Raw genomic sequence first — 26,379 nt, 5'->3', positions numbered from 1 at the left:
CTGCGCCTCCGGCGTCGTGCCCTGGTCTGCCAGGCCTGACGCTGACCTTCTTCACGTAGAGGCCGATTCTTCCTGAGAGCAGTACCGGGGCCCTTCCGCGTCCGCAATCGTCGCGAGCGAACAGGGAACCTGGTCAATGTCGCGTGTTCGTGCTGCCCATCCGCGTGCCCGGCGGGTGTACGGGCAGAATTTTCTGGCTGATCCGGTTGCGGTGCGCCGGGTCGTCGAGGCCACCAACATCACAACATCGGATCTCGTGGTCGAGGTCGGGGCGGGGCGCGGGCGGCTCACCGAGGAGTTGCTGCGCCGGGCCGGTCATGTGATCGCGTACGAGGTCGATCCGGACATGGCCCGCGCGTTGCCGCGCCGCGCCGGGCTGACCGTGCGCACCGCCGATTTCCTGGGTGCGGAGCCGCCGGGGGGAGCGTTCGCGGTGGTGGGCAACATCCCGTACGCGCTGACGTCGGCGGTCGTCGGCTGGTGCCTGGCCGCGCCGGGGCTGACGTCGGCGACGCTGTTGACGCAGCTGGAGTATGCGCGCAAGCGGACCGGGGACTACGGGCGCTGGTCGCGGCTGACGATCGAGACGTGGCCGGGGTTCGACTGGCACCTCGCCGGGCACGTGCCGCGGGCCGCGTTCCGGCCGGTGCCGCGGGTCGACGGGGGGATTCTGCGCCTCACCCGGCGGCCGGAGGACTTGGTGCGGTCGAGTGAGCTCAGGCGGTACCAGATGATGGTCCGTCTGGGTTTCTCCGGCGTTGGCGGCTCACTGCTGGCGTCGCTCGCGACTCGGCACCCGCCGGTTCGGGTGACTGCGGCGTTCCGGGCGCTCCGCCTCGATCCGCGCACGCCCGTCGGGCTGGTGTGGCCGGAGCAGTGGCTGACCCTGTTCCGCCTGCTCAACGCCAAGCGATGAGCGAACGTGCAAAAAAGCTACACGCCAAGCGGTGACAGGGCCAAGTCAGGGGCAAGCGCACCCCGGCCCAGGCGCGCCCGCAGTTCGGCGATCGGCACCGTCCCGTCGCGCAGGGTGCGGCGCATCCGGGCGACGCCGCGCAGGTCGTCGAGGGCCGTCCGCACGATGTCGACGCGGCTGTCGGGGTCGTCCACCCAGTCGACCGGGACCTCGTGGATGCGCAGGCCGGCGCGTTCGGCGATGACGAGCAGTTCGGTGTCGAAGAACCAGGTGGTGTCGCGGACCTGCGGGAGGACCAGCTGGGCCACGTCGCGGCGGATGGCCTTGAAGCCGCACTGCGCGTCGGAGAAGCGCACGCCGAGCGCCGTGCGCAGGATCCGGTTGTACGAGCGGGAGATGAACTCCCGTTTCGGCCCGCGCACGACCCGCGACCCGCGGGCGAGCCGGGAGCCCATGGCGACGTCGGAGTGGTTGGAGATGAGCGGGGCGACGAGCGGCAGCAGCCCGCCGAGGTCGGTGGACAGGTCGACGTCCATGTAGGCGAGCACCTGCGCGTCGGAGCGCTGCCACACCGCGGAGAGGGCGCGGCCGCGGCCCTTCTGGTCGAGGTGGTGGACGGTCACGTGCTCGAAGCGGCTCGCGAGCGCCGTGGCGACGGCGAGGGTCTCGTCCGTGGAGGCGTTGTCGGCGACCGTGATCCGGAAGGTGTACGGCACGTAGGCGCTCAGGAACGCGTGCAGCGTCTGGATGCAGCGTTCGAGGGTGTGCTGCTCGTTGTACACGGGGATGACGATGTCGAGGACGGGGGCGTTCGCGGTGATCTCCATGCCTCCAAGACTCGGGGCCGATCTTGTGACGACGTCGGGGGGAAGCTGGGCGCGCGCTGGCAACCGGGGTGCGGATCAGGGCAGCGTGAGGCGCGCGGTGGTGCCGGCGCCGGCCGAGCTCAGCGTGATCCGCCCGCCGTGGGCCGCGGCCGCCTCCTGGGCGATGTGCAGGCCGAGGCCGACGCCGGGGACGGCCTGGCGACGGGCGTGGCGGCCGCGGAAGAAGCGCTGGAAGACGTACGGCAGCTCGTCCGGCGGAATCCCCACGCCGGTGTCGCTGACCTCGATCGCCGGGACGGGGGCGTAGACGGCGCGGACGGTGACCTTGCCGCCGGCCGGGGTGAACAGGATCGCGTTGCGCACGAGCTGCTGCAGGGCCTGGGTCAGCCGGGCGAGGTCGACGGAGACGACGGAGGCCTCGGTCTGCGGTTCGACGACGACCTCGACGCCGCGCGGCTCGGCCAGGGCGGTGCAGGCCTGTACGGCGGCGGACAGGACCAGGTGCAGTTCGACGGGGCTGCGGTGCAAAAGGAGGGGTGCGTCGGCGGGGCGGGTACCGGTGAGCAGGTGATCGACCATGCCGACGAGCCGCTGTCCGTTGCGGTAGATGGGTTCGACGAGGCGGCCGTAGCCCTGCAGGCGCTCGTCCTCGGCGAGCAGTTCGAGGTACCCCTGGATGGCGGTGACCGGCGTGCGCAGCTCGTGCGAGATGGTGGCGACGAGGTCCTCCTCGCGCTGCGTGGCGCGGGCCAGCTCGTCGCCGAGCTCGGCGAGCATGAGCCGGCTGCGCATGAGCGAGAGGTGGCCGGTGGCCTGCCGGGAGAGGGTTTCGAGGGCGTCCTGCTGGCGGGGGCCGAGGTCGCCGGGCCGGTCGTCCTTGACGCAGAAGGCGCCGAGGACGTGGCCGTCGTCGTCGATGAGGGGGGCGCCGGCGTAGAAGCGGATGTGGGGTTCGCCGGTGACGTTGGGGTAGTCGCGGAAGTGCGCGTCGGCGCGGGCGTCGGTGACGACGAGGGTGCGGCGGGTCGGGATGGTCTCGGCGCAGAAGGAGATGGCGCGCGGGGTCTCGTCCTGCGCGACGCCGGTCTTGCCGGCGAAGAACTGCCGTTCCCGGTCGACGAGGGTCACGGTCGACATGGTGGTGTCGAAGACCGACGAGCCGAGCTGGGTGAGCTCGTCCAGCGCTCTGGGCCTGGGCGCGTCGAGCGCGCCGTAGCTGTACAGGGCCGACAGCCGGGCTTCCTCGTCGACGTCGCGCATGGCGTCCTTCTCTCCGGTGGATGGTCCGATTCCGATCATCGTTCCTGTACCCGGGAGCCGCGCCCGATCACGCTGCGTTGCCACGTGGTTGCAACTACGCCGTTGGTGAAAACCGGTGGACGAGTGAGTGCTCGCTCATTAGAGTGGCCCCGTGAATGCTGAGACCCGGCGCCGGCGGGTGCCCGCCATGGCTCCCGAGGAGCGGCGCGCGGCGCTCATCGCCGCCACGTTGCCGCTGCTGCTGACCCATGGCGCCGCGGTCACCACCCGGCAGATCGCGGAGGCGGCGGGCGTCGCCGAGGGCACCATCTTCGGCGTCTTCCCCGACAAGGCCTCGCTGCTGGCCGCCACCATGAAGCAGGCGTTCGACCCGGGGCCGGTGCTGCGGGCCCTGTCGGCGATCGACCCGCAGGAGACGCTGCGTGAGCGGCTCACCGACGCCGCACGGATCCTGATCCGCCGGATCGAGAGCTCGATCCCGCTGATGATGCTCGCCCGCACCATGCCGTTCCCGTCCGACGAGTCGCCGATGGCGGCGATGCTGGAGGGCCGGGCCCGGCTCACCGAGGCCGTCGCGCGGATCGTCGAACCGGACCGCGACCGTCTGCGCCGCAGCCCGGAGACGACCGCCGGGCTGCTGTTCGCGCTGGTCGGGATCTCGACGCGGGGCCTGCTGCCGCACGACGAGTTCTCGCCCGAGGAGATCGTGGCCGTCCTGCTGGACGGTCTGCACAAGCCCCCATCCGAAACTGGAGAAGCCTGAGAGACATGCTGATCCGTCTGCTGCGAACGTACCTCGGCCGCTACCGCGGGCCGATCACCCTGGTGGTGCTGCTGCAGCTGGTGCAGACGCTCGCCACCCTCTACCTGCCGACCCTCAACGCCGACATCATCGACCACGGCGTGATCACCGGCGACACCGGCTACATCCTGCGCATCGGCGGGTTCATGCTCGGCGTGTCGCTCGTGCAGATCGTGTGCTCGGCCGCGGCGGTGTTCTTCGGCGCCCGGACCGCGATGGCGCTCGGCCGCGACGTGCGGGCCGGGCTGTTCGCGAAGGTCCAGACCCTGTCGGCCCGCGAGGTCGGCGAGCTCGGCGCGCCGTCGCTGATCACGCGCACCACCAACGACATCCAGCAGGTCCAGATGCTGGTGCTGCTGACGTTCACGCTCATGGTGTCGGCGCCGATCATGTGCATCGGCGGGATCATCCTGGCGCTGAAGCAGGACGTGCCGCTGTCCGGGCTGCTGCTGGTCGTGGTACCGGTCCTGGTGCTCATCATCGCGCTCATCGTGGTGCGGATGCGGCCGCTGTTCCGGCTCATGCAGGTGCGCATCGACCTGGTCAACCGGGTCATCCGCGAGCAGATCACCGGCATCCGGGTGATCCGCGCGTTCGTGCGCGACGAGCGGGAGCAGGAGCGCTTCGCGCAGACCAACGGCGAGCTGCGCGACGTGTCCCTGGCCGCGGGCCGGCTGATGTCGCTGATGTTCCCCACGGTCATGCTGGTCGTGAACGCCTCCAGCATCCTGGTGCTGTGGTTCGGGGCCAAGCGCATCGACACCGGCGGCATGGAGGTCGGGGCGCTGACCGCGTTCCTGTCCTACCTCATGCAGATCCTCATGTCGGTGATGATGGCGACGTTCATGTTCGTCATGATCCCGCGGGCCGAGGTGAGCGCCGAGCGCATCCAGGAGGTCCTGGGCACCGAGTCCAGCGTGCACGCCCCGGACGAGCCGGTCACGGTGCTGGGCGAGCACGGCGAGCTCGAACTGCGCGGGGTGTCGTTCCACTATCCGGGGGCCGAGGCGGCGGTCCTGTCCGACGTGGACATCGTCGCGCATCCCGGGCAGACGACGGCCATCATCGGCAGTACCGGCGCGGGAAAAACGACGCTGCTCAACCTCGTGCCGCGGCTGTTCGACGCCACCGGCGGCACGGTCCTCGTCGACGGCGTGGACGTGCGGCGGATCGACCCGGCGCTGCTCGCCCGGACGGTCAGCATGGTGCCCCAAAAGCCATACCTCTTCTCCGGTACCGTCGCCACGAACCTCCGCTACGGCCGCCCCGACGCCACCGACGACGAACTGTGGCGGGCCCTGGAGGTCGCGCAGGCGGCCGACTTCGTGCGGGCCATGCCCGAGCAGCTCGCCGCGCCGATCGCGCAGGGCGGCACGAACGTCTCCGGCGGGCAGCGCCAGCGCCTCGCGATCGCCCGGACCCTGGTCGCGCGGCCCGAGGTCTACCTGTTCGACGACTCGTTCTCGGCCCTGGACTACGCCACCGACGCGGCGCTGCGCGAGGCGCTCAGGCGCGAGATCGAGGGCGCCACGGTCGTGATCGTCGCCCAGCGGGTCAGCACCATCCGCGACGCCGATCGCATCGTCGTGCTCGACGAGGGCCGGGTCGTCGGCACCGGCACGCACCAGCAGCTCATGGACGACAACGAGACGTACCGCGAAATCGTTCTTTCGCAACTCACGGAGCAGGAGGCCGCGGCATGACGGCACCACGTCCAGGCGGCGCGGGCGGAGGCGCGCGGCCCGGCGGACCTCCGATGGGCGGCCCCGGCCGGATGATGATGGCCGGCGGCCCCCCGCAGAAGATCAACGACTTCAAGGGCTCGGCCAAGCGGCTGCTGAAGATGCTCGCCCCCGACCGGCTCATCGTGGTCGCGGTCCTGGTCTTCGGCATCGCCAGCGTCGTGCTGTCCACGCTCGGCCCGCGGCTGCTCGGCCACGCCACCGACGTGATCTTCGAGGGGATCATCAGCAAGCGGATCCCGGCCGGCACCAGCAAGGAACAGGCGATCGAGGCGCTGCGGGCGCGCGGCGACAACGCGTTCGCCGACCTGCTGTCGGGCATGAGCAACCTGGTGCCCGGCCAGGGCATCGACTTCGGCCGGCTCGAGCGGGTGCTGCTCGGCGTCGCCGTGGTGTACATCTTCGCCTGGATCCTCGGGCTGCTGCAGGCCCGGCTGACCACGGTCATCGTCCAGCGCACCGTGTACCGGCTGCGGGAGCAGGTGCAGGCGAAACTGTCCCGGCTGCCGCTGTCGTACTTCGACCAGCAGGCCCGCGGCGAGGTGCTCAGCCGGGCCACGAACGACACCGACAACATCGCGATGACCCTGCAGCAGTCGATGTCGATGCTGCTCACGTCGGTGCTGACGATCGTCGCGGTGCTCGGCATGATGTTCTGGATCTCGTGGCTGCTGGCGATCATCGCGCTGGTCACGGTGCCGCTGTCGGTGTTCATCACGGCCCGGGTCGGCAAGCGCGCCCAGCCGGAGTTCGTGAAGCAGTGGGCGACCACCGGCCGGCTCAACGGGCACATCGAGGAGATGTTCACCGGCCACTCGGTGGTGAAGATCTTCGGCCGGCAGCACGAGGCGGCCGAGACGTTCGCGGAGCACAACGAGGCCCTGTACACCTCCGCGTTCCGGGCCCAGTTCATCTCGGGCCTGATCCAGCCGGCGATGATGTTCATCGGCAACATCAACTATGTGCTGGTCGCGGTGGTGGGCGGGCTGCGGGTCGCCTCGGGGACGATGACGCTGGGCGATGTGCAGGCCTTCATCCAGTACAGCCGGCAGTTCTCCCAGCCGCTGACCCAGGTCGCGGCCATGTCGAACCTGGTCCAGTCCGGCATCGCCTCCGCCGAGCGGGTCTTCCAGCTGCTCGACGCGCCGGAGCAGAGCCCCGACCCGGCCGTGCCGGCCCGTCCCGAGCAGGTCCGCGGCAAGGTCACCTTCGAGCACGTCTCGTTCCGGTACAAGGACGACGAGCCGCTGATCGAGGACCTGTCGCTCAGCGTCGAGCCGGGCCAGACCGTGGCGATCGTCGGCCCGACCGGGGCCGGCAAGACCACCCTGGTCAACCTGATCATGCGGTTCTACGACCTGACCGGCGGGCGGATCCTGCTCGACGACGTCGACATCGCCACGATGTCCCGCGACGAGCTGCGCGAGCAGATCGGCATGGTGCTGCAGGACACCTGGCTGTTCCAGGGCACCATCGCCGAGAACCTCGCCTACGGCGCCGACCACTCCACCCCGGAGTCGATCGCGGCCGCGGCCGAGGCGGCGCACGCCGACCGGTTCGTGCGGACCCTGCCCGAGGGCTACGACACGGTCATCGACGAGGAGGGCGCCGGCGTCTCGGCGGGGGAGAAGCAGCTCATCACCATCGCCCGGGCGTTCCTGGCCGAGCCGACGATCCTCATCCTCGACGAGGCCACCAGCTCCGTCGACACCCGGACCGAGGTGCTCATCCAGCGCGCGATGAGCACCCTGCGCTCGGGCCGGACGAGCTTCGTCATCGCCCACCGCCTGTCCACGATCCGCGACGCCGACCTCATCCTCGTGATGGAGCACGGGTCGATCGTCGAGCAGGGCACGCACGACTCCCTGCTGGCCTCCGGCGGCGCGTACGCGCGGCTGTACTCGGCCCAGTTCGCGGCCGCGGCCGTCGAGGTCGACTGATCGTTCTGACCCGGACGCCCACCCCCGGCACCGCCCGGGGGTGGGCGTTTGCCGTGCCGGGCGTGGGTAGAGCGCCGCCCGTGCTGACGAACCTGGCTCACCTGGACTCGCTGCGGGTCCGCATCGCGCCGCCGGCCACGGCCGGGCACACCACCTACCGCCTCGCCGAGGAGCCCGCCGTCGAGGTCGTCTGGACCTACGCCGAGGCGGGCCCGGACGGCTACCGCAACGTCGGCGGCGGCCTCGTGGACGGCGAGGAGTGGGGCCAGGGCGCGTTCAACGCCGACGACATCGCCCGCGCCGCCGTGGTCTACACCCGGCACTGGCGGGCCACCGGCGCCGACACCAGCCGCGCCGCCGCCCGGCAGCTGCTGCGCGGCCTCGCCTACCTGCAGACCGTGCCCGCCGACGACACCGACCCCCGGGCCGGCAACGTGGTGCTGTGGCAGCAGCCCGACGGGCGGCTCAACCCCAGCGCCGACCCGGTCGAGCACCCCGACCCGTCCGACGGCGGCGAGTCGGCCTGGCTGGCCCGCACGATCTGGGCGCTCGGCGAGGGCTACGCGGCCTTCGCCGGCGAGGAGCCCCCGTTCGCGGCGTTCCTGCGCACCAGGCTGCGCCTCGCGATGGGGGCCGTCCGCCGGCAGGTGTTGCGCCGGTACGGCCAGTGGCGCCTCGTCGACGAGACGCCCACACCGGCCTGGCTCATCGCCGACGGGGCCGATCTGACGGGCGAGGCGCTGCTGGGGCTGTGCGCGTACACCGGCGAATCGGGCGACGAGGATGCCCGCAAGGTGACCGAGCAGCTCGCCGAGGCCGTCACCGCCATGCGCACCGGCACCCCCTGGACGTGGCCGTTCGGGGCCGTGCTGCCCTTCGGCCTGTCCCGCACCGAGTGGCACGGCTGGGCCGGGCTCGCCCCCGGTGCCCTGGCCCGCGTGTACGAGGTGTGCGGGGACCTCGCCGCCCGCGACGCCGCGCTCGCCGACGCCTCGTCGTTCACCCCGCACCTGCTCGTCGCCGGCGGCCCGGTGAACCTGCGGGTCGCCCTGCCCGGGGCCCGCGAGGCGCTGACCCTCGACGGGGTGCAACTCGCCTACGGCGCCCACTCCCGCCTCGAGTCGCTGCTGGCCACCGCCCGCGCCACCGGCCGGCCCGCGCTGCGCACCCTGGCCGGCGTCGCCGGGTCGTGGTTCTTCGGCAACAACCCGGCCGGCGCCCCGATGTACGACCCGGACACCGGCGTCACCTACGACGGCATCGACCTGCCCGACAGCCCCGGCGCGGTGCGCCGCGAGCTGCCCGAGGGCCGCGGCGCCGTGCAGCGCGACCTGCCGCCCGGACGGGGCATCATCCACCGCGACGCCGGCGCCGAGTCCACCATCCACGGCCTGCTCGCGATGCTGGCCCTCGACGGCGACCCGCAGGCGGCCGCGATCGCCCGCATCGCCGAGCCCGCGGTGCGCATCGAGGGCGCCGAGATGCACTCGATGGCCCTGGCCGACCCGGCCACCGGCGCCCACCTGACCCTGCTGCGCAGCCTCGCCACGTCCACCCGCGCCGCCGACGTCGTCGTGCCCGGCGACGCCCCGGCCACCGTCAGCGTCAACGACCCGGCGGGGGAGGAGCTCGAGCACTACACGACGACCGCCGGGCGGATCCGGGTGCTCGTCGCCGCCGGCGGTTTCACGACGGTGGTACAGCCCGGCGAGTAAGTTTCATCGCGCACAAGTCCATATCCACGGTCGTCACCGCATGGGGTTTGCCACCCCGTGGTGACCCCGGCCACACTGCGCCTACCTCGTGGGAGCCGAGCAACTCTGCCGCGCCCCGAACTCGAGGAGGTACCCCTTGGCAAGGATCGCCAGAGGCGCGCTGTGGCCGGCCGTGGTCGCCGCCGCCTCGCTCGTCGCGGCCACCCTGGTCGCCCCCGGCGCCGCGCACGCGCACGGCGTCGCGATGGCCCCCGGCAGCCGCACGTACCTGTGCTACGTCGACGGCCTGCAGTCCACCGGCCAGATCATCCCGACCAACCCGGCGTGCGCCGACGCCGTGGCCCAGGGCGGCCAGCAGCCGCTCTACGACTGGTTCGGCGTCCTGCGCTCCGACGCCGGCGGGCGCACCACCGGCTTCATCAACGACGGCGAGATCTGCGGCGCCGGGACCACCAAGTACGCCGCCTACAACGCCGCCCGCACCGACTGGCCGACCACCCACCTCACCGCCGGGTCCACGATCCAGCTGCGGTACAGCAACTGGGCCGCGCACCCCGGCACGTTCCACATGTACATCACCAAGAACGGCTTCGACCCGACCAGCCCGCTGAAGTGGTCGGACCTCGAGTCGTTCTGGAGCACCACCGACCCGCCGCAGTCCGGCGGCCCCGGCGCGCTCAACTACTACTACTGGAACACCACGCTGCCGACGGGCAAGTCCGGGCGGCACATCCTGTACATCCAGTGGGTCCGCTCGGACAGCCAGGAGAACTTCTTCAGCTGCTCCGACGTGGTCTTCGACGGCGGCAACGGCGAGGTCACCGGCGTGAAGGGCAGCGGCGGCGGGCCCAGCGGCTCGGCGTCCCCGTCCCGGTCGGCATCGGCGTCGCCGTCGGTGTCTCCCTCGGTGTCGCGTTCGCCCTCGCGGTCCGCGTCCGCCTCCGCGTCGCCCTCGCGCTCCGTGTCGTCCTCGCCGAACCCGGGTGGCTCCGGGTGTACCGCGACGTGGGCCCTGCAGCCCAGCTCGTGGGCCGGGCACTTCCAGGTCAACGTGACCGTGAAGAACAACGGGACGTCCACGCTCAACGGGTGGACGGTCCGCTGGACGTACACCGGCGGGCAGGGCTTCGAGGGATCCCCCTGGAACGGCACCGTGACCGGGCAGCCGCCCAACGTGGCCGTGGCGAACGTCGACTGGAACAAGGTCCTCGGACCGGGCGCCACGACGTCGTTCGGCTTCAACGCGACCGGCACCGCCCCGTCGAGCGCGCCGGCCCTCACCTGCTCCAGTCCCTGATTCGTCGATTCGCGGCGTCCGCACCCCCGTGCGGGCGCCGCCCCGATCTGTTGAGGCCTCCGTGACCCGTCCCCTGGCTCTGGCCCCCTGGCTCCGCTACGCCATCGGCTTCGCGGCGATCGCCGTCGTGCTCGGCGCGATCGTGCTCGTCACCCAGCGCGGCGACTCCGCTCCGCCGCCGAAGGAGCCCGTGCACAGCGTCGAGGGCGCCCTGGGCAACCGCCAGCAGGCCAGCCTCGAGGTGGTCAGCGGCGCCGAATCCGTGATCATCCACGCCGAGCCGCTCGACGGCCTGCTGTACCGCGCCTCGACCCTGCCCGGCAGCAAGGTCGAACCCGTCGCCGCCCTCAACGGTGACACGGTGAACCTGAGCCTCACCGGCACCGAGATCGCCGGCCAGGCCACCATCCACGTGTACCTCAACGACAAGGTCAAGTGGACCCTGAACCTCGCCGGCGGCGGCCTGCGCCAGGTCGTCGACTTCGCCGGCGGCCGCCTGGCCGGCATCGAGGTCAAGGCCGGCGTCCAGGAGCTCGACGTGACCGTCCCCAAGCCGGAGGGCACCATGCCGATCCGGGTCGGCGGCGTCGGCAAGCTCTCGGTGCACGCCCCCGGCGGCGTCCCGGCCCAGGTCACCCTCGCGGACAAGGGCACGATCGGCGAGGTCCGCCTGGACGACAAGGTCTCCAAGAACGTGGCGGGCGGCACGGTCCTGGCCACCGGCACGGACTACGGCACGGCCGCCGACAAGTACGACCTGCAGGTCGGTACCGCCGCCGCGGCCGTTTCCGTGGACCGCCGCCCCTAGGCGGCCTGCCGCTCCCGGGACGGCACCCCGAGCGCGGGCAGCTTGGCCAGGGAGATGTCGGGCGACTGCCCGGACAGCACCATGAGCCGGCGCATGCTGAGCCGCACCAGATGATGGGAGACGAAGAACAGCCACCCGGCCAGCGGCAACTCGACCGCGAACGCGGTGGCGAGGCTGACCCACCGGTCCGGCCCGGACGCGGTCATGATGTCGAACCAGGCGTCACAGGCGAGCAGCGTCCCGCTCACCAGGGCGGCGAGCACGACGACCTGCCGCCGGCGCAGCGCCGACCAGGCCGTGAACGCCAGCGCCAGCATGAGCGCCACGTCGAAGCCGACCCAGGTCAGGGGCCAGTGACTCGCGGTGTACCGCGGCGGCAGCCTTATGGCCAGCAGCACGATCCACGGAATCATGAGCACGCTGGCGACCCCGATGATGACGACGAACCGCCGCCGGGCCCGCTCGGTGGCGGCGACCGACCGCCGCGCGAGGCGGGGCTGCAGCTGGGCCAGGCGGCGCGCGAGGTCGGCCCGCTCCTCGGCGCTCATCGCGCGCAGCTCCGCGTCCTCGATCACGTCACCGAGCGTACGTCGCGATCTCACCCGCGACCCTCGCTCGCGCGTGGCTCCCAGCACACTCTGACAGTGCTCGAACGTTTGGCGGCGGTGCTCGAACGTTTGCCGGCGGTGCTCGAACGTGGCCGGATATGTCCGACACTCCGTGATCGGACATATCCGATTTATCGCCCGACGGGGGATACGTCACGCTCGGGTTCTCAAGATCGCGATATGCGGCTCTCGTGCAGTGTGCGTCGCCTGGCACGCGAACCTCGCGCCGTGCGCCTCTTCCGCCGTGCGACTTTGCCCCGTGCGATTTTTGCCCCGTAGCGACTTTTGCGCCATACGACTTTTGCGCCGTGCGACTTTTGCCCCGTGCGGCTTTGCGCTGTGCGGCTTTGCGCGGTGCGACTTTTGCGCGGTGCGACTTTTGCGCGGTGCGACTTTTGCGCGGTGCGGCTTTGCGCGGTGCGGCGATGTGCAGTGCTGTGCGGCTCTTGTGCAGCCCGGCGGCGCGCAACCGGACCCCCGGTCGCGCGCCGCCGGCGACGTGCGGTCAGCGTCCGCGCAGCGCCCGGTACCGGCTCACGAGCCCGGCCGTCGAGGAGTCCAGCGCCGACAGGTCCGCGTTCTGCGACGTCAGCGCCGGCTCGATCCGCTTCGCGAGGACCTTGCCCAGCTCCACGCCCCACTGGTCGAACGAGTCGATGTCCCAGATCGCGCCCTGGACGAAGACCTTGTGCTCGTACAGCGCGATCAGCTGCCCCAGCACCTGCGGCGTCAGCTCGTCGGCCAGGATCGTCGTCGTCGGGCGGTTGCCGTGGAACGTGCGGTGCGGCACCTCGGCCTCCGCCACCCCCTCGGCCGCGACCTGCTCCGACGTCTTGCCGAACGCCAGCGCCTGGCCCTGCGCGAACAGGTTCGCCATGAGCAGGTCGTGCTGGCCGCCCAGCGGGCCCAGCTCGGCGACCGGCTGCGCGAACCCGATCAGGTCGGCCGGGATGAGCGCGGTGCCCTGGTGAATCAGCTGGTAGTACGCGTGCTGCCCGTTCGTGCCCGGCGTCCCCCACACGATCGGGCCGGTCGCCCACTCGACGGGGTGCCCCTCGTGGTCGACGGACTTGCCGTTGGACTCCATGTCCAGCTGCTGCAGGTACGCCGTGAACCGCGACAGATAGTGGCTGTACGGCAGCACGGCATGCGTCTGCGCGTCGTGGAAGTCGCGGTACCAGATGCCCAGCAGGCCCAGGAGCAGCGGCGCGTTGGCCTCCGGCGGCGCGGTGCGGAAGTGCTCGTCCATCTGGTGGAAGCCCGAGAGCATCGCGCGGAACCCGTCCGGGCCGAGCGCGATCATGAGCGAGAGGCCGATGGCGGAGTCGTAGGAGTACCGGCCGCCTACCCAGTCCCAGAACTCGAACATGTTCGTCGTGTCGATGCCGAACTTGGCCACCTCGGTGGCGTTGGTCGACACGGCGACGAAGTGCTTGGCCACCGCCGCGTCGTCGCCGAGCGCGTCGAGCAGCCACTGCCGCGCGGCGGTCGCGTTGGTGATGGTCTCGATCGTCGTGAACGTCTTGGACGACACGATGAACAGCGTCTTCGCGGGGTCGGCGTCGCGGACCGCCTCGTGCAGGTCGGCGCCGTCGACGTTGGAGACGAACTTGAAGCTCAGCGCCCGATCGGTGTACGCGCGCAGCGCCTCGTACGCCATCGCCGGCCCCAGATCCGACCCGCCGATGCCGATGTTGACGACGGTCGTGATGCGCTCGCCGGTGTACCCCGTCCACGCACCCGACCGGATCCGGTCCGCGAACGCCGACATCCGGTCGAGCACCGCGTGCACCTTCGGCACCACGTTCTCGCCGTCCACGATGATCTCGGCGTCGCGGGGGGCGCGCAGCGCGGTGTGCAGTACCGCGCGATGTTCGGTGAAGTTGATCTTTTCGCCGCTGAACATGGCGTCGCGCAGTGCGAACACCCCGCGGGCGGCCGCGAGCTCGTGCAGCAGGCGCAGCGTCTCGTCGGTGACCAGATGCTTGCCGTAGTCGAGATAGAGGTCTCCGGCCTGCAGCGAGTACCGGCTGCCCCGGTCGGAATCGCCGGCGAACAGGTCGCGCAGGTGGACCTCTCCGAGCTCCGCGCGGTGCTTGGCCAGCGCGGCCCACTCGGGCAGGTGGTTGAGCCGAGGCATCAGGAAACTCCTAGCGAGTCAGCGTGGTGACACTCCACTCGCTGATTCTGCCCCTTTCGCGGTCGTCTCGTCGCGGCTGCCCGGATCTTGTGAGCGACCCCGCCGCGCCACCCCCGCCGCAATGGCCCCAGCGGTCGCCAGCCCGACAAGCAGAAGAACACTCCCCGTCGGTACCGCGAACAGCTTCAACGCACTCGCCAGCAGCACGATGATCAGCGCGGCCCGCACCACTCCCGCCGGCGCGCGCGACGACAGCCGCGCCCCGATCAGCACGCCGGGCACCGACCCGATGAGCACCGCGGCGGCCAGGTCCAGCTTGAGGTCCCCGAAGAACGCATGCCCGAGCGCGGCGGCGAGGACGAGCGGGATCGCCTGCACCAGATCGGTACCCACAAGATCCCGAGGCCGCAGGGCCGGATACAACGCCAGCAGGATCACGATGATCAGCGACCCCGACCCGACCGACGTCATCCCGACGACGAGCCCCCCGACCGCGCCGAGCAGCACGGTGGGCACCGGCCGCACGGTGATCGCCGCGGCGGGCCCGTCCCCGGACCGGTCCTTGCGCAGCGTCTTGACCACGAGCCCGACGACGGCCAGCAGCAGCGCCACCCCGAGCGAGATCCGCACCACGTCCTGCACCCGGTCGCCGTCGCCGATGGCCCGCATGAGCAGTACCCCGAGGAACGCACTGGGCACGCTGCCCAGGCACAACCACCGCACCAGCGCCCAGTTCACGGATCCGCGCCGAGCGTGCACCCAGCCTCCGAACGGCTTCATGACGGCCGAGGCGGCGAGGTCGCTGGACACGGCGGCGAGCGGCGGCACCCCGAAGAAGAGCACCAGGATCGGCGTCATGAGCGCCCCGCCGCCCATCCCCGTCAGCCCGACGATGACCCCGACCCCAAGCCCAGCCAACGCAAGCAACGGATCCATGCGACGAAGTCTGGCGCCGAATCTCGATTTTGTCCACTAAGTAGGTCGACAATAGTGAGAAGTCCACCGAGCGGGCGACCACCCAGCGTGACCCACCTCTCGTCCCGCCACCCGAACGGCCCCCGTCAATGCCCCACCGCCCCGCGCCGCCCCGCGCCGCCCCGCGCCGCCCCGCGCCGCCCCGCGCCGCCCCGCGCCGCCCCGCGCCGCCCCGCGCCGCCCCGCGCCGCCCCGCGCCGCCCCGCGCCGCCCCGCGCCGCCCCGCGCCGCCCCGCGCCGCCCCGCACGCGCCGCCGCGCCGCCGCGCCGCCTCACCTCACCGTCTCGCGTCGGTCCGCGTTCCCCCTGCTGCCCCGTGCGCGCGCCGGCCCGCATGCGTCGCCGCGCTGCCTCACCTCACCGTCTCGCGTCGGTCCGCGTTCCCCCTGCTGCCCCGTGCGCACGCCGCCCCGCACGCCTCGCCGCGCTGCCCGCAACTGCCCGCGTCACCGCTGTCCGCCCCCGGCCCGGAGTCGCCGCCGTCCACACGCGCCGGTCTCGACAGCCCCCGAGCGGCGCCCAGCCTGAGCGGAGCGACCAGCGCGAACGCGCCTGAGCCGGCCACGGATCCCAGGTAGTGGCCAGCAACAGTCCGTAAAGGCGGGAGGCGGAAAGTCCCCGATCATGGCCCACTTTGAATCCCACCAAACCCGACATAAACCCCGTCAGGCGAAAAATCCGATAAGTCGCGGCGCGCCAGCGCCCGACTTATCGCCCCAGCACCAAGCAGCGAACGGCGCGCCCCCAGAAACCCGGAGACGCGCCGCACAAGCGAAACGAAGAACTCAGCCCCGCTCCACCAGATGCCCGATCAGCTCCGGAGCCCGCAACTGCGCCCCCGACCCGTCCCGCCGCGAGTCCGCCGCCGGCAGATCCCGCGGGTCCCCCTTCGTGTTGGAGGCGACCGGCCGAGGCCCGATCCACGCCAGCACCAGATGCGTCTCCCCCTTGAGGAAGCGCTGCGCCCGCACCCCGCCGGTGGCCCGCCCCTTCGCGGGGAACAGCCGGAACGGCGTCATCTTCGCGTTGCCCATGGTCGCCGTGACGACCATCGGCTCCCCGTGCTCGGCGTCCTTCGTCACCACGGCGCCGAAGAAGATGGCCGACACGTCGGCGGCCAGGCTGATCCCCGCCATCCCGCCGCCCTTGAGCCCCTGCGGCCGCACCAGCGACGCCGGGAACCGCAGCAGTGAAGCGTCCGAGGCCACGAACGCGAGGGTCTCCGACCCGTCGGCGAGCCAGGTGGCGCCGATCACCTCGTCGCCCTCGCGCAGCCCGATGACCTCGAACTCGTCGGAGCGCACCGGCCACTCCGGGGCGCAGATCTTGACCTGGCCGTTGCGGGTGCCCAGCGCCAGGCCCGGGGAGCCGGACTCGCGGTCGGCCAGCGGCGCCAGGCCCACCACGGTCTCGCCCTTCTCCAGCGGCACCAGCTCCGCGGTCGACATCCCGCCGCGCAGGGAGACCGTGCCGGACTGCTCGGGCAGCGTCGGCAGCGGCAGCACGTCGACCTTGAAGGCGCGCCCGCGGCTGGTGACGAGGAGGATCTGGCCGCGGGCGGTGGTGTGGACGACGGCGCGTACGGCGTCGTGCTTGTCCCGGCCCGCCTTGGTCTTGGCCTCCGGGGCCTCCTCCGACTCGGCCGCGGTCCGGGCGACCAGGCCCGTGGCCGACAGCAGGACCTGGCACGGGTCGTCGGTGACCTCGAGCGGGCCGGCCGGCACCGAGGCCGCGAGGACCTCCTTGAGGTCGCCGTCGATGAGGGTGGTGCGCCGGGGGGCGCCGTGGTCCTTGACGACGGCGGCGAGCTCGTCGGAGACGACCTTCTTGAGCACCTTCTCGTCGTCGAGGATCTCGCTGAGCGCGGCGATCTCCTCGTTGAGGCGCTGCTGCTCGGCCTCCAGCTCGATGCGGTCGTAGCGGGTGAGCCGGCGCAGCGGGGTGTCGAGGATGTACGTGGCCTGGATGTCGGTGAGCCCGAACCGCTCCATCAGGCCGGCCTTGGCCGCGGCCGCGTTCTCGCTCTCCCGGATCAGGGCGATGACCTGGTCGATGTCCAGCAGCGCGATGAGCAGGCCGTCAACGAGGTGCAGGCGGTCCTGGCGCTTCTTGCGGCGGAACTCGGTGCGCCGGGTCACCACCTCGTAGCGGTGGGCCAGGAACACCTCCAGCAGCGCCTTGAGCCCGAGCGTCTGCGGCCGGCCGTCGACGAGGACGAGGTTGTTGACGCCGAAGGACTGCTCCAGCGGGGTGAGCCGGTAGAGGTCGGCCAGCAGGGCCTGCGGGTTGACGCCGACCTTGCACTCGACGACCAGGCGGGTGCCGTTCTCCCGGTCGGTGAGGTCCTTGACGTCGGCGATGCCCTGCAGGCGCTTGGTCTTGTTGACCTCGTCGGTGATCTTCTCGATGACCTTTTCGGCGCCGATACCGTACGGCAGCTCCGTCACCGTGATCGCCTGCCGCCCGCGGCTGCCCTCGAGCAGGCCGATCTCGACCCGGCCGCGCATGCGCACCACGCCGCGGCCGGTCTCGTAGGCCTTGCGGACCTCGTCCAGGCCGAGCAGCAGCCCGCCGGTGGGCAGGTCGGGCCCGGGGACGAACTCCATGAGCTTGTCGAGGGTCGCGTTCGGGTGGTTGATCAGCCAGCGGGTGGCGGCCACGATCTCGGCCAGGTTGTGCGGGATCATGTTCGTCGCCATCCCGACGGCGATCCCGGACGAGCCGTTGACCAGCAGGTTCGGGAACGCGGCGGGCAGCACCGAGGGCTCGTCGAGGGAGCCGTCGTAGTTGGGCCGGAAGTCGACCGTGCCCTCGTCGAGCTCGCCGACGAGCAGCATCGCCTCGCGGGACATGCGGGCCTCGGTGTACCGCGACGCCGCCGGCCCGTCGTCCGGGGAGCCGAAGTTGCCGTGGCCGTCGATGAGCGGCACGTTGAGCGAGAAGTCCTGGGCCATGCGCACCATGGCGTCGTAGATCGCGCTGTCGCCGTGCGGGTGGTACTTGCCCATCACGTCACCGACGACGCGGGAGGACTTCACGTGCCCGCGGTCCGGGCGGTGGCCCTGCTCGCTCATCGAGAACAGAATCCGCCGGTGTACCGGCTTGAGCCCGTCCCGTGCGTCCGGCAGGGCCCGGGAGTGGATGACCGAGTAGGCGTACTCCAGGTAGGAGTCCTCCACCTCGGTGGTGAGCGGGTTGTTCAGGACCCGCGCCCCGGCCTGGTCGAACGCGGACAGGTCGGCCTTGACCGCGGCCTTGCTCCTGCGTGCTGCCATCGTGTGCTGTCGGCCTCTCCGTCTTTACGCGTCGATCGTCTGCTGGTCGACCCGGGGCGCGGCGTCGATGAGCCAGTTGCGGCGCGGCTCGACCCGCTCGCCCATGAGCAGCTCGAGCACCTCCTCGGCCCGGTCGACGTCGTCGAGGGTGATGCGCCGCACCGCCCGCGTGGCCGGGTTCATCGTGGTGTCCCACAGCTCGTCGGCGTCCATCTCGCCCAGGCCCTTGAACCGGGGGATCGGGGTGACGACCTGCTTGCCGGCCTTCTCCAGCCGGGCCACGGTGCCCTCCATCTCCTGCTGCGTGTACGTGTAGATCGTCTCCGGGTTGCGCCCCTTCGTGACGATCTTGTGCAGCGGGGGCACGGCCGCGTAGAGCCGGCCGTCGGCGATGGCGGGCCGCATGTACTTCGCGAACAGCGTGATGAGCAGGGTGCGGATGTGCGAGCCGTCGACGTCGGCGTCGGCCATGATGAGGATGCGGCCGTAGCGCATCGACTCCAGGTCGAACGTGCGCCCGGACCCGGCCCCCAGCACCTGCACGATCGCCGAGCACTCGGCGTTGTCGAGCACCTGCTGGATGTTGGCCTTCTGCACGTTGAGGATCTTGCCGCGGATCGGCAGCAGCGCCTGGTACTCCGAGGAGCGGGCCATCCGGGCGGTGCCCAGCGCGCTGTCGCCCTCGACGATGAACAGCTCGCTGCGCTGCACCCCGGTGGAGCGGCAGTCGACGAGCTTGGCCGGCATCGACGCGCCCTCCAGGGCCGTCTTGCGCCGGGCGGCGTCCTTCTGCTGCTTCTGGGTGAGCCGCACCCGGGCCGCGTCGACGATCTTCTGCAGGACGGTGCGGGCCTCGACCTTGGTCTTGCGGGCCTCGATCCAGGCCTTGATGTGCGCCTCGACGACCTGCTGCACGACCCGGGTGACCGGGGCGGTGGACAGCTCGTCCTTGGTCTGGGAGGTGAACTGCGGCTCGGGGATGCGCACGTGGATGACGGCCGTCATGCCCTCGAGCACGTCGTCGAGGGTCGGCAGGTCCTCCTTGGGCCGCAGCAGGCCGCGGGTGTTGCGGATCGCCTCGGTCAGCGCCCGCAGCGCGCCGCGCTCGAAGCCGCGCCGGTGGGTGCCGCCGTGCATGTTGCGGATGGTGTTGCTGAACGACTCCACGACCCGGTCGTAGCCGGTGCCCCAGCGCAGCGCGATCTCGACCTCGGCCCGCCGCTCGACGTTGGCCTTCATCACGCCGTTCTCGTCGGCGGCGTTCTCCTTGTAGGTGCCCTCGCCGTTGATGAGCAGCGTGCCGCAGACCGGCTTGTCGCCGCTGGGGGCGAGGAACTCCACCATGTCGGCCAGGCCGTTGGGGTAGTGGTACGTCTCGGTCTCGATCGAGCCCTGCGTGGCGTCGCGCAGCACGTAGGTGACGCCCGGCACGAGGAACGCGGTGTTGCGCAGCTTGGCCCGGACCGCCTCGGGGTCCAGCGCGGCGCCGGTCTCGAAGTAGCGCGGGTCGTGCCAGTAGCGGGTCGAGGTGCCGGTGCCTGAGCCGCGCTTCATCCGGCCCTGCACCACCAGCCCGCCGCCCCGGCGGAACTTCGAGTTGGGGTTGGGCCCGTCGAACTCGCCCGGCACGCCGTGCTGGAACGACATGTGGTGGACCTTGCCGTCGCGGCGGACGGTCACGTCGTAGCGGGTCGACAGCGCGTTGACGGCGGAGGCGCCGACGCCGTGCAGGCCGCCGGAGGTCTTGTACCCCGACCCGCCGAACTTGCCGCCGGCGTGCAGCCGGGTCAGCACCAGCTCGACGCCGGACATGCCGGTCTTGGCGTGCACGTCCACCGGGATGCCGCGGCCGTCGTCGTCGACCTGCACCGAGCCGTCGGCGTGCAGCGTCACCTCGACGCGGGTGGCGTGCCCGGCGATGCCCTCGTCGGTGCAGTTGTCCACGATCTCGTTGAACAGGTGGGCGACGCCGCGGCTGTCGGTCGAACCGATGTACATGCCCGGGCGCTTGCGGACGGCGTCGAGGCCTTCGAGGAGCGTAAGGTTGTCTGCCCCGTACAAGGACTCGGGTTGTGCGGTCAACTCGGCTCTCTCCAATGGTCCTGGTCCCCTGTGCTGCCCGCGAGCGTAGACCTAGGGTCTGACACTTTTTCGGCACCCTGGCGACATGTGGCCCCTGACGCCCCGGTTCTCCGGATCGAGGCCGACCGAAACGCGGCGCTACCGAGAAGCGCGTGACCAGGGCGCGACCAGGAATGATACTGCGCGCCGCCCGGAGAGCACGGACGGCGCGCATACGAAGGCGTCAGATGTGGGTCAGATGTTCACGGGGGTACGCCCGTTGCTGATCTGCCGCACCGCCGCCAGGATCTCGTCCTCGGAGCGGTCCGCGAAGTTCAGCGTCGCGGTGAACCCGGAGCCGTAGAACAGCTTCAGCATCGCCGAGTCGACCTGCGTGAACGCGCCCAGGCTGCCGGCCACCCGCGGGTCGCGCGGCTTGACCACGAGCATCTTCTCCAGGCCCCAGCGCCGCCGCGAGATCTGCTCGACGCCCTCCCAGGGCAGCCAGATCGCCTGCCCCCGGGTCGGCCGGGTCTTGATCCACAGCCCGGTGGGGGCCAGCGCGAGCACCGGCCCGCCGGAGGCGATCAGGAAGATCTGCAGCCCGAACGCGACCGCGATCACCGCGGCCAGGCAGCCGGTGATCCCGACCAGGGCCACGATGTCGCCGCTGGTCGAGTTGGGGTCGTTGTCGGCGGTCAGGGCCAGCCCGAGCGGGCAGGCGAAGATCAGCAGCGTCACGATCCCGATCGGGGCGAGCACCAGGACGCGCTTGAACACGCTGGGCCTGGCCACGAACGGCAGGTTGTCCGGGATCCGCTTGGCGATCGGCGCCTGCGGCCCGGGCGGCACCTGATAACCCCCGCGCGGCGGACCCGGAAAGCCACCGGGGGGACCGCCGGGCGGCAGCAGCTCACCGGAGATCGGCACGTTCGGCGGCGGAACCGGGCGGGGCGGCGGGGGAGGGGGAGGCTGCGGCCGGTTCCACGCGGGCGGCCGCGGCCCCGAGGTCGGCCCGGAGGGAGGAGTGGGCTCCGTCACGGCGACACCTTAACCCCGCCGTTCAACCCCGTCATCGCGAGAGCCTTCACCGGAGGCGCCGCGGGCCTCGTCGCGGGTGACGTCGGCCGCCGCGCCGCCGGTCCGGTCGACCCACGAGGTGTAGCCGTCGGTGGTCGATCCGGCGAAGTTCACGTACTGCTCGCGCAGGTCCGAGCGGGTCAGGAAGACCGCGGCGAAGATCAGCAGCGCGGCCGCGAGCACGCCCGCGACGCCGTGCGGCCATAGGTACCAGTCGGGGACGACCTGCGCGTACTCGGCCCGCAGCTCGGCCGGCTCCTCGCCGGTCGGGGCGACCGCGTACTCCGGCCCGCCGACCAGGAAGCACAGCGTGGTCAGGGCGATGAGCGGGGCCGCCACCCACACGGCGACCCGGGCCCGGGCCGACGGCCGGCGCAGCGCGACCGCGATGACGGCGAGCACGACCGCGGAGGCGCCGGCGGTGTAGAAGCTGTTGAGGATGTCGATGTGGGCCCGCTCGACCTGGTTCTCGGAGACCAGCTTCAGGTGCAGCGAGGCCAGGTTCTCCAGGGCCGCCCAGGACAGGGCGGCGGCGATCGCCAGGAGCAGCGCCGAGGCGATGATCGACCAGTGCACCAGCCGGACCTGCGTGGACACGCGCATACGGTTGCCTCCCCCGAAGTCGGGTCCAACCTATCAGCGCAGCTCGACGTCCACGTCATGGTTTTCCAGCACATCGACGAGCGTGTCGAGGGTGATGCCGGGCGCCCACCGCATCCGGTCGTAGCCGCCGGTCAGGTGCTCCCGGGCGACCCCCGCGGCGTGCCAGACCAGGCGGAACGGCGCGGCCAGGCCGAAACCGCCGCGCAGGCAGTCCTCGAGCGCGTCGAGGTGGGCGCCGAAGTACCCGCCGGGGCCGTTGACCGCCTCGCCGAGCGCGCAGTAGAAGCCCTCGGCGTCGGTGACGTGCCGCCCGTCGAGGTGCACGGTGGCGCCGGGCGGGCGGTCCGGGCCGCTCTGCCGGTGGTGGCTGAGCGCGGCCTGGCACCAGGCGTCGCGCAGCTCCCGGTCGTAGCCGGACCACCGGTTCGCCTCGCCGGGCCCGCCCGCCTGCCACAGGGCCCAGATCGCCGCCGCCCCGGCCGGCAGGGGATCGGTGAGCGCGTCGACCAGCGTGACGTCGACCAGGCCGTCGCCCGACACGACGCTGCGCGCCACGCGGCCGTCCAGCTCGGTGTGGGTGCTGGCGAGGCCGAGCGGGCCCGTGCAGTACACGGTGGCCTGGAATCCGGTGTCCCGGAAGCGCCCCTCGGTCTGCGCCCGCGCCGCGAGGGCCAGCACCGGGCCGGGCCGGCAGCCGCGCAGCACCACGTCGTGGGCGGGCGGCGCCGGGCGTTCCCGGAACACCCCGCCGACGTCGATGCAGCGGCCGAGCCGGGCCAGGCCGCCGGGGCCGCCGCTGAGCCGGAACCCGCCGGGGCCCGGGCGGCGGTCGGCGATGGCGCGGTCGGCCGGGTGGAGCCGCCCCTCGAGGTCGATGTCGAGCAGGCCGGGCGCCAGGTTCGACGGCAGCACCCCGAGCACCGTCAGGTCGACCAGCAGCGGCGCGGTCGCCGGGTCCTCGGTGGCGTCCTCGACGTGCACGTTGCCGAGCCAGGTGCCGAGCGTGACGGCGGCCAGGGGTCCGGCCGGGACCACGCCCAGCAGGGTGTACCGCTCGATCGCCGGAGGCGGCGGCGCGCCCGCGAAGAGCCCGTCGACGGCCCGGCACGCGGCCGGCGCGGACTCCTCCTCGTCCCAGGTCAGCAACTGCCAGCGCGCCCCCGGGTCCGGCATGGCGGCCTACCCCCCGACGTGGATGCCCGGGCGCTTGGCCGGATCCGGCTCGGACGAGCGGATGATCTCCCGCACGACCGGCGCCGTGTCGCCGCGGCCCAGGAAGAGGTACCGGAACAGATGGGTGAGCGGGCTGCCCTCCGCCCACTCGAAGTATGCGTGCGGGCGGACCCCGGTGGCGTCCCGCAGGGCGAGCAGCACGGCGGCGATCGCGTTGGGAGCGGCCGGGCTCTCGGTGCGCAGCACCCGGTACTCGCCGACCTCGACCCCGCGCACCCGCAGGGTGCCGGAGAACTGTGACGGGTCGACGACCTCGACCTCCATGAAGATGATGTCGGCCCGGCCCGGCACCGGGTTGATGCCCCGCTGCTCCGACTCCTTCCCCTGGTACTCCGCGCTGTCCCCGGCCTCCCGCCGGTTCGCCACGATGTTGAGCTCCCCGTCGTGCGCGATCGACTCGGTGACGAAGCGGCGGGCGGTGTCGTCGAACTCGATCGCGTCGGTGCGCAGCTCGGTGGTGCGGCTGACCCGCGACACCAGCGACACGACGATGATCCCGGCGATGAAGACGGCCGAGATGAGGATGCCGTCGGGCTTCTCGATGACGTTGGCGCCCAGGGCGTACAACAGGATCAGGGTCAGCACCGTGAACGCGGTCCCCGCGACCCGCTGGCCGGCCCGGAACGCCGAGATCGTCACGGCCACGGCCCCGGAGACCATCATCGCCAGGATGCCCGTGGCGTAGGCGCCGGCCTGGGCGTTGACGTCGGCCCCGAAGGCGATCGTGATGATGATGCTGATCGCGGTGTACACCAGCACGATCGGGCGCACCGCGCGGCCCCACTCCGGCGCCATGCCGTAGGAGGGCAGGTAGCGCGGGATGATGTTGATCAGGCCGGCCATCGCCGACGCGCCCGCGAACCACAGGATGAGCACGCTGCTGATGTCGTAGACGGTGCCGAACGCGTCGCCGAGCTTCTCATGGGCCAGGTAGGCCAGCGCCCGCCCGGACGCCGCCCCGCCCTCCTCGAACTCCTTCGCGGGGATGAGCACGGTGGTGATGAAGCTGGTCGCGATCAGGTACACCGACATGATCCCGGCCGCGACCGTGAGCAGCTTCTTCGTGTTGGCCAGGCGCGCGGCGCGGCGCTCCTCGGCCGTCTTGCCGTCCGCGGCGACCAGGGGCATCATGCTGACGCCGGTCTCGAAGCCGGACAGGCCCAGCACCAGCGACGGGAACGCGACCAGGGCCGGCAGCAGCAGCCCGAACCCGCCGCCGTGCTCGCTCGTCAGCGCGTGCGTCCAGCCCGACAGCGCCCCGGCGGTGGTGAACACGTCCACGAACCCGACGACCACGATGATGGCGTTGAGCAGCAGGAACACCGCGACGAGGGGGATCGCCACGGCGACCGCCTCACTGAAGCCGAGCAGGAACACGAAGCCCAGGATCAGCAGCAGCACGATGGTCATGACGACCTCGTGGCCGTGCAGGAAGCCCGGGAACATCGGGTTCTCGCTGACGTGCACCGAGGCGTCGGCGGCCGACAGGGTGATCGTGATGATCCACGAGGTGGCGACGAAGCCGAGCAGGACCAGCACGAAGATCTTGCCCCGCCAGAACGGCAGGAGGTGCTCCAGCATCGCCACGGAGCCCTGGCCGTGCGGGCTTTCCCGGGCCACCCGCCGGTACATCGGCAGCATCCCCAGCAGCGTCAGCCCGACGATGAGCAGGGTCGCGAGCGGCGACAGGGCGCCCGCGGCCAGGGCGGCGATGGCGGGCAGGTAGGACAGCGTGGAGAAGTAGTCCACGCCGGTCAGCGACATCACCTTCCACCAGGCCTGCGGCTTGGCGTGGCTCTCGTCGCTCTCCGGGCCGACCGGGGCCACCCGGTGCTGCAGCAGCCAGCGCCCGATCGGGCCGCCGGGGCGCTCCTTCGGTTCCGGGCTGTCGACCCGGGCCGGCAGGACGTACTCGGGTGCGGTGGTCATGACCCCTCAGTCAATCCGTCACAGCCATTTGGACTTGCGGAACAGGCGGTACAACACCAGCATTCCCGCGGTCATGACGAGCACCACCGCGCCGAACCCCCAGCGCCACGACAGCCCCGGCATGTGCTCGAAGTTCATGCCGTAGACCCCGGCGATCGCCGTCGGCACCGCGGCCAGGCCGGCCCAGGCGGCAATCTTGCGCATGTCATTGTTCTGGTCCAGGCCGACCTGCGCCAGCCTGGCCTGCAGGATCGAGTCGAGCAGCTCGTTGTACGTGCCGACGCGGTCCACCACCTGGTTGAGTCTGGCCAGGACGTCGCCGAAGTGCTGTCGCAGACCCGGCGGAAGCTCGGAGGTGATCTCCGTCATGAGCCGCATCGGGGCCTGCAGCGGCAGCACCGCCCGCTTGAACTCCACCAGCTCCCGCTTGAGCTGGTAGATCTGCTGCACGTCGCAGCCGCCCTGGCGCAGGAACGCGGTCTCCTCCAGCTTCTCCACGTCCTGCTCCACCCGGGTCGCCACGTCGTGGTAGACCTCGACCATCCGCTCGATCACCGCGAAGCCGACCGACCACGGGCCCATGCCCAGCAGGCTCGGCCGGCGCTGCAGCCCCTCGCGGACGTCGGCCAGGGCGCCGGCCCCGCCGTGGCGGACCGACACCACGAAGTGCGAGCCGATGAGCAGGGTGACCGCGCCGGTGTCGACCACCTCGGAGGTCGCCGTCAGCTCGGCGTGCTCGACGTAGCGGGCCGTGCGCAGGGTGAGCACCGTCACGTCGCCGCGCCGCTCGATGGCCGGGCGGCGCTCCACGTCCAGGGTCTTGTCGACCACGGCCTCGTCGGCCCCGACCGCCTCGGCGATCGCGGTGAATTGCGACCAGCTGGGCTCGTACAGGCCGAGCCAGACGAACCCGTTGCGCCGGCGGCGGGCCAGCGCGTAGGCGTCGGCGAAGGCGGGGCGGCCCGGCTGGCGGCTGCCGCGCACGTACAGTGCGCAGTCCATGATCGCCGCGTCCTCCTCCGGGCGCGGCAGGAGGGCCGGCAGCCGCTCGGGTGGCTGGATGCCGGTCAGCACACGGCCCAGCAGCCGCCCGACCCGCCGGCCGACCCTGCGGCCCCGACTGACCTGGGTGTCGCTCATGAGCGGTCACGGTACCGTCGCAATGCAC

18 protein-coding genes and 1 pseudogene are annotated in these 26,379 nt (G+C 71.8%); 7 read left to right on the top strand and 12 right to left on the bottom strand.

All coding sequences use genetic code 11. The annotated features are described in order from the left end of the window. The first annotated feature begins 136 nt into the window (after positions 1-136). Positions 137-916: a 23S ribosomal RNA methyltransferase Erm gene (gene erm / locus ACQPZ4_RS33035; RefSeq protein ID WP_433044300.1), complete on the top strand. Its 780-nt coding sequence runs from the start codon at positions 137-139 to the stop codon at positions 914-916. A 20-nt stretch (positions 917-936) separates the two neighbouring features. Here the strand turns inward: erm and ACQPZ4_RS33030 are convergent. After that, positions 937-1,743, bottom strand: a pseudogene (locus ACQPZ4_RS33030) (dolichyl-phosphate beta-glucosyltransferase); the annotation flags it as partial. Between the two features lie 75 nt (positions 1,744-1,818). Next, positions 1,819-3,003 (bottom strand): GAF domain-containing sensor histidine kinase, encoded by a 1,185-nt coding sequence (locus tag ACQPZ4_RS33025; protein WP_433044297.1) that lies wholly within the window; start codon positions 3,001-3,003, stop codon positions 1,819-1,821. Positions 3,004-3,154: 151 nt separating this feature from the next. Here ACQPZ4_RS33025 and ACQPZ4_RS33020 point away from each other — a divergent pair, with 151 nt between their 5' ends. The 6 genes from ACQPZ4_RS33020 (at position 3,155) to ACQPZ4_RS32995 (ending at position 11,307) form a co-directional block, all read left to right on the top strand. After that, positions 3,155-3,766, top strand: coding sequence for a TetR/AcrR family transcriptional regulator (locus ACQPZ4_RS33020; protein WP_433044294.1), 612 nt, complete (start codon positions 3,155-3,157; stop codon positions 3,764-3,766). 5 nt (positions 3,767-3,771) lie between these two features. Next, positions 3,772-5,508, top strand: a complete 1,737-nt coding sequence (locus ACQPZ4_RS33015) for an ABC transporter ATP-binding protein (RefSeq protein WP_433044291.1) — start codon at positions 3,772-3,774, stop codon at positions 5,506-5,508. A gap of 53 nt (positions 5,509-5,561) precedes the next feature. Beyond that, complete coding sequence (locus tag ACQPZ4_RS33010; RefSeq protein ID WP_433044288.1) at positions 5,562-7,487, top strand: ABC transporter ATP-binding protein; 1,926 nt, start codon at positions 5,562-5,564, stop codon at positions 7,485-7,487. An 80-nt stretch (positions 7,488-7,567) separates the two neighbouring features. Then, entirely contained in the window at positions 7,568-9,202 is a 1,635-nt protein-coding gene (locus ACQPZ4_RS33005) for a hypothetical protein (RefSeq protein ID WP_433044285.1), read from the top strand. A 136-nt stretch (positions 9,203-9,338) separates the two neighbouring features. After that, on the top strand, positions 9,339-10,499 hold the full coding sequence (locus ACQPZ4_RS33000; RefSeq protein WP_433044282.1) for a lytic polysaccharide monooxygenase: 1,161 nt from the start codon (positions 9,339-9,341) through the stop codon (positions 10,497-10,499). Between the two features lie 61 nt (positions 10,500-10,560). Next, entirely contained in the window at positions 10,561-11,307 is a 747-nt protein-coding gene (locus ACQPZ4_RS32995; RefSeq protein ID WP_433044279.1) for a hypothetical protein, read from the top strand. On the opposite strand, the gene ACQPZ4_RS32990 is transcribed toward ACQPZ4_RS32995, so the two are convergent. The 10 genes from ACQPZ4_RS32990 to ACQPZ4_RS32945 all read right to left on the bottom strand — a co-directional run bounded on the left by ACQPZ4_RS32990 (position 11,304) and on the right by ACQPZ4_RS32945 (position 26,351). Next, a complete protein-coding gene (locus ACQPZ4_RS32990) occupies positions 11,304-11,882 on the bottom strand; it encodes a hypothetical protein (protein ID WP_433044276.1) in 579 nt (192 codons plus the stop codon). The genes ACQPZ4_RS32995 and ACQPZ4_RS32990 overlap by 4 nt on opposite strands. Before the next feature lie 538 nt (positions 11,883-12,420). Continuing rightward, complete coding sequence (pgi, locus tag ACQPZ4_RS32985; RefSeq protein WP_433044273.1) at positions 12,421-14,055, bottom strand: glucose-6-phosphate isomerase; 1,635 nt, start codon at positions 14,053-14,055, stop codon at positions 12,421-12,423. A gap of 18 nt (positions 14,056-14,073) precedes the next feature. Further along, entirely contained in the window at positions 14,074-14,991 is a 918-nt protein-coding gene (locus ACQPZ4_RS32980; protein WP_433044270.1) for a sulfite exporter TauE/SafE family protein, read from the bottom strand. Positions 14,992-15,815: 824 nt separating this feature from the next. After that, positions 15,816-18,305, bottom strand: a complete 2,490-nt coding sequence (locus tag ACQPZ4_RS32975) for a DNA gyrase/topoisomerase IV subunit A (RefSeq protein WP_433044267.1) — start codon at positions 18,303-18,305, stop codon at positions 15,816-15,818. A 24-nt stretch (positions 18,306-18,329) separates the two neighbouring features. Beyond that, positions 18,330-20,387 (bottom strand): DNA gyrase/topoisomerase IV subunit B, encoded by a 2,058-nt coding sequence (locus ACQPZ4_RS32970; RefSeq protein ID WP_433044264.1) that lies wholly within the window; start codon positions 20,385-20,387, stop codon positions 18,330-18,332. A 234-nt stretch (positions 20,388-20,621) separates the two neighbouring features. Beyond that, entirely contained in the window at positions 20,622-21,218 is a 597-nt protein-coding gene (locus tag ACQPZ4_RS32965; RefSeq protein WP_433044261.1) for a hypothetical protein, read from the bottom strand. A gap of 198 nt (positions 21,219-21,416) precedes the next feature. Continuing rightward, positions 21,417-22,043 (bottom strand): hypothetical protein, encoded by a 627-nt coding sequence (locus tag ACQPZ4_RS32960; protein ID WP_433044258.1) that lies wholly within the window; start codon positions 22,041-22,043, stop codon positions 21,417-21,419. Between the two features lie 39 nt (positions 22,044-22,082). Then, positions 22,083-23,222 (bottom strand): barstar family protein, encoded by a 1,140-nt coding sequence (locus tag ACQPZ4_RS32955; protein ID WP_433044255.1) that lies wholly within the window; start codon positions 23,220-23,222, stop codon positions 22,083-22,085. A gap of 6 nt (positions 23,223-23,228) precedes the next feature. Then, positions 23,229-25,211 carry an amino acid transporter gene (locus ACQPZ4_RS32950; RefSeq protein ID WP_433044252.1) on the bottom strand — a complete coding sequence of 661 codons (1,983 nt, stop codon included), beginning with the start codon at positions 25,209-25,211 and terminating at the stop codon, positions 23,229-23,231. 18 nt (positions 25,212-25,229) lie between these two features. Further along, positions 25,230-26,351, bottom strand: coding sequence for a magnesium and cobalt transport protein CorA (locus tag ACQPZ4_RS32945; RefSeq protein ID WP_433044249.1), 1,122 nt, complete (start codon positions 26,349-26,351; stop codon positions 25,230-25,232). Positions 26,352-26,379: the final 28 nt, after the last annotated feature.

This window comes from Dactylosporangium sp. CS-033363 (assembly GCF_050942475.1).
Lineage (GTDB): Bacteria > Actinomycetota > Actinomycetes > Mycobacteriales > Micromonosporaceae > Dactylosporangium.
This window is presented reverse-complemented; position numbering and strand designations above follow the sequence as displayed.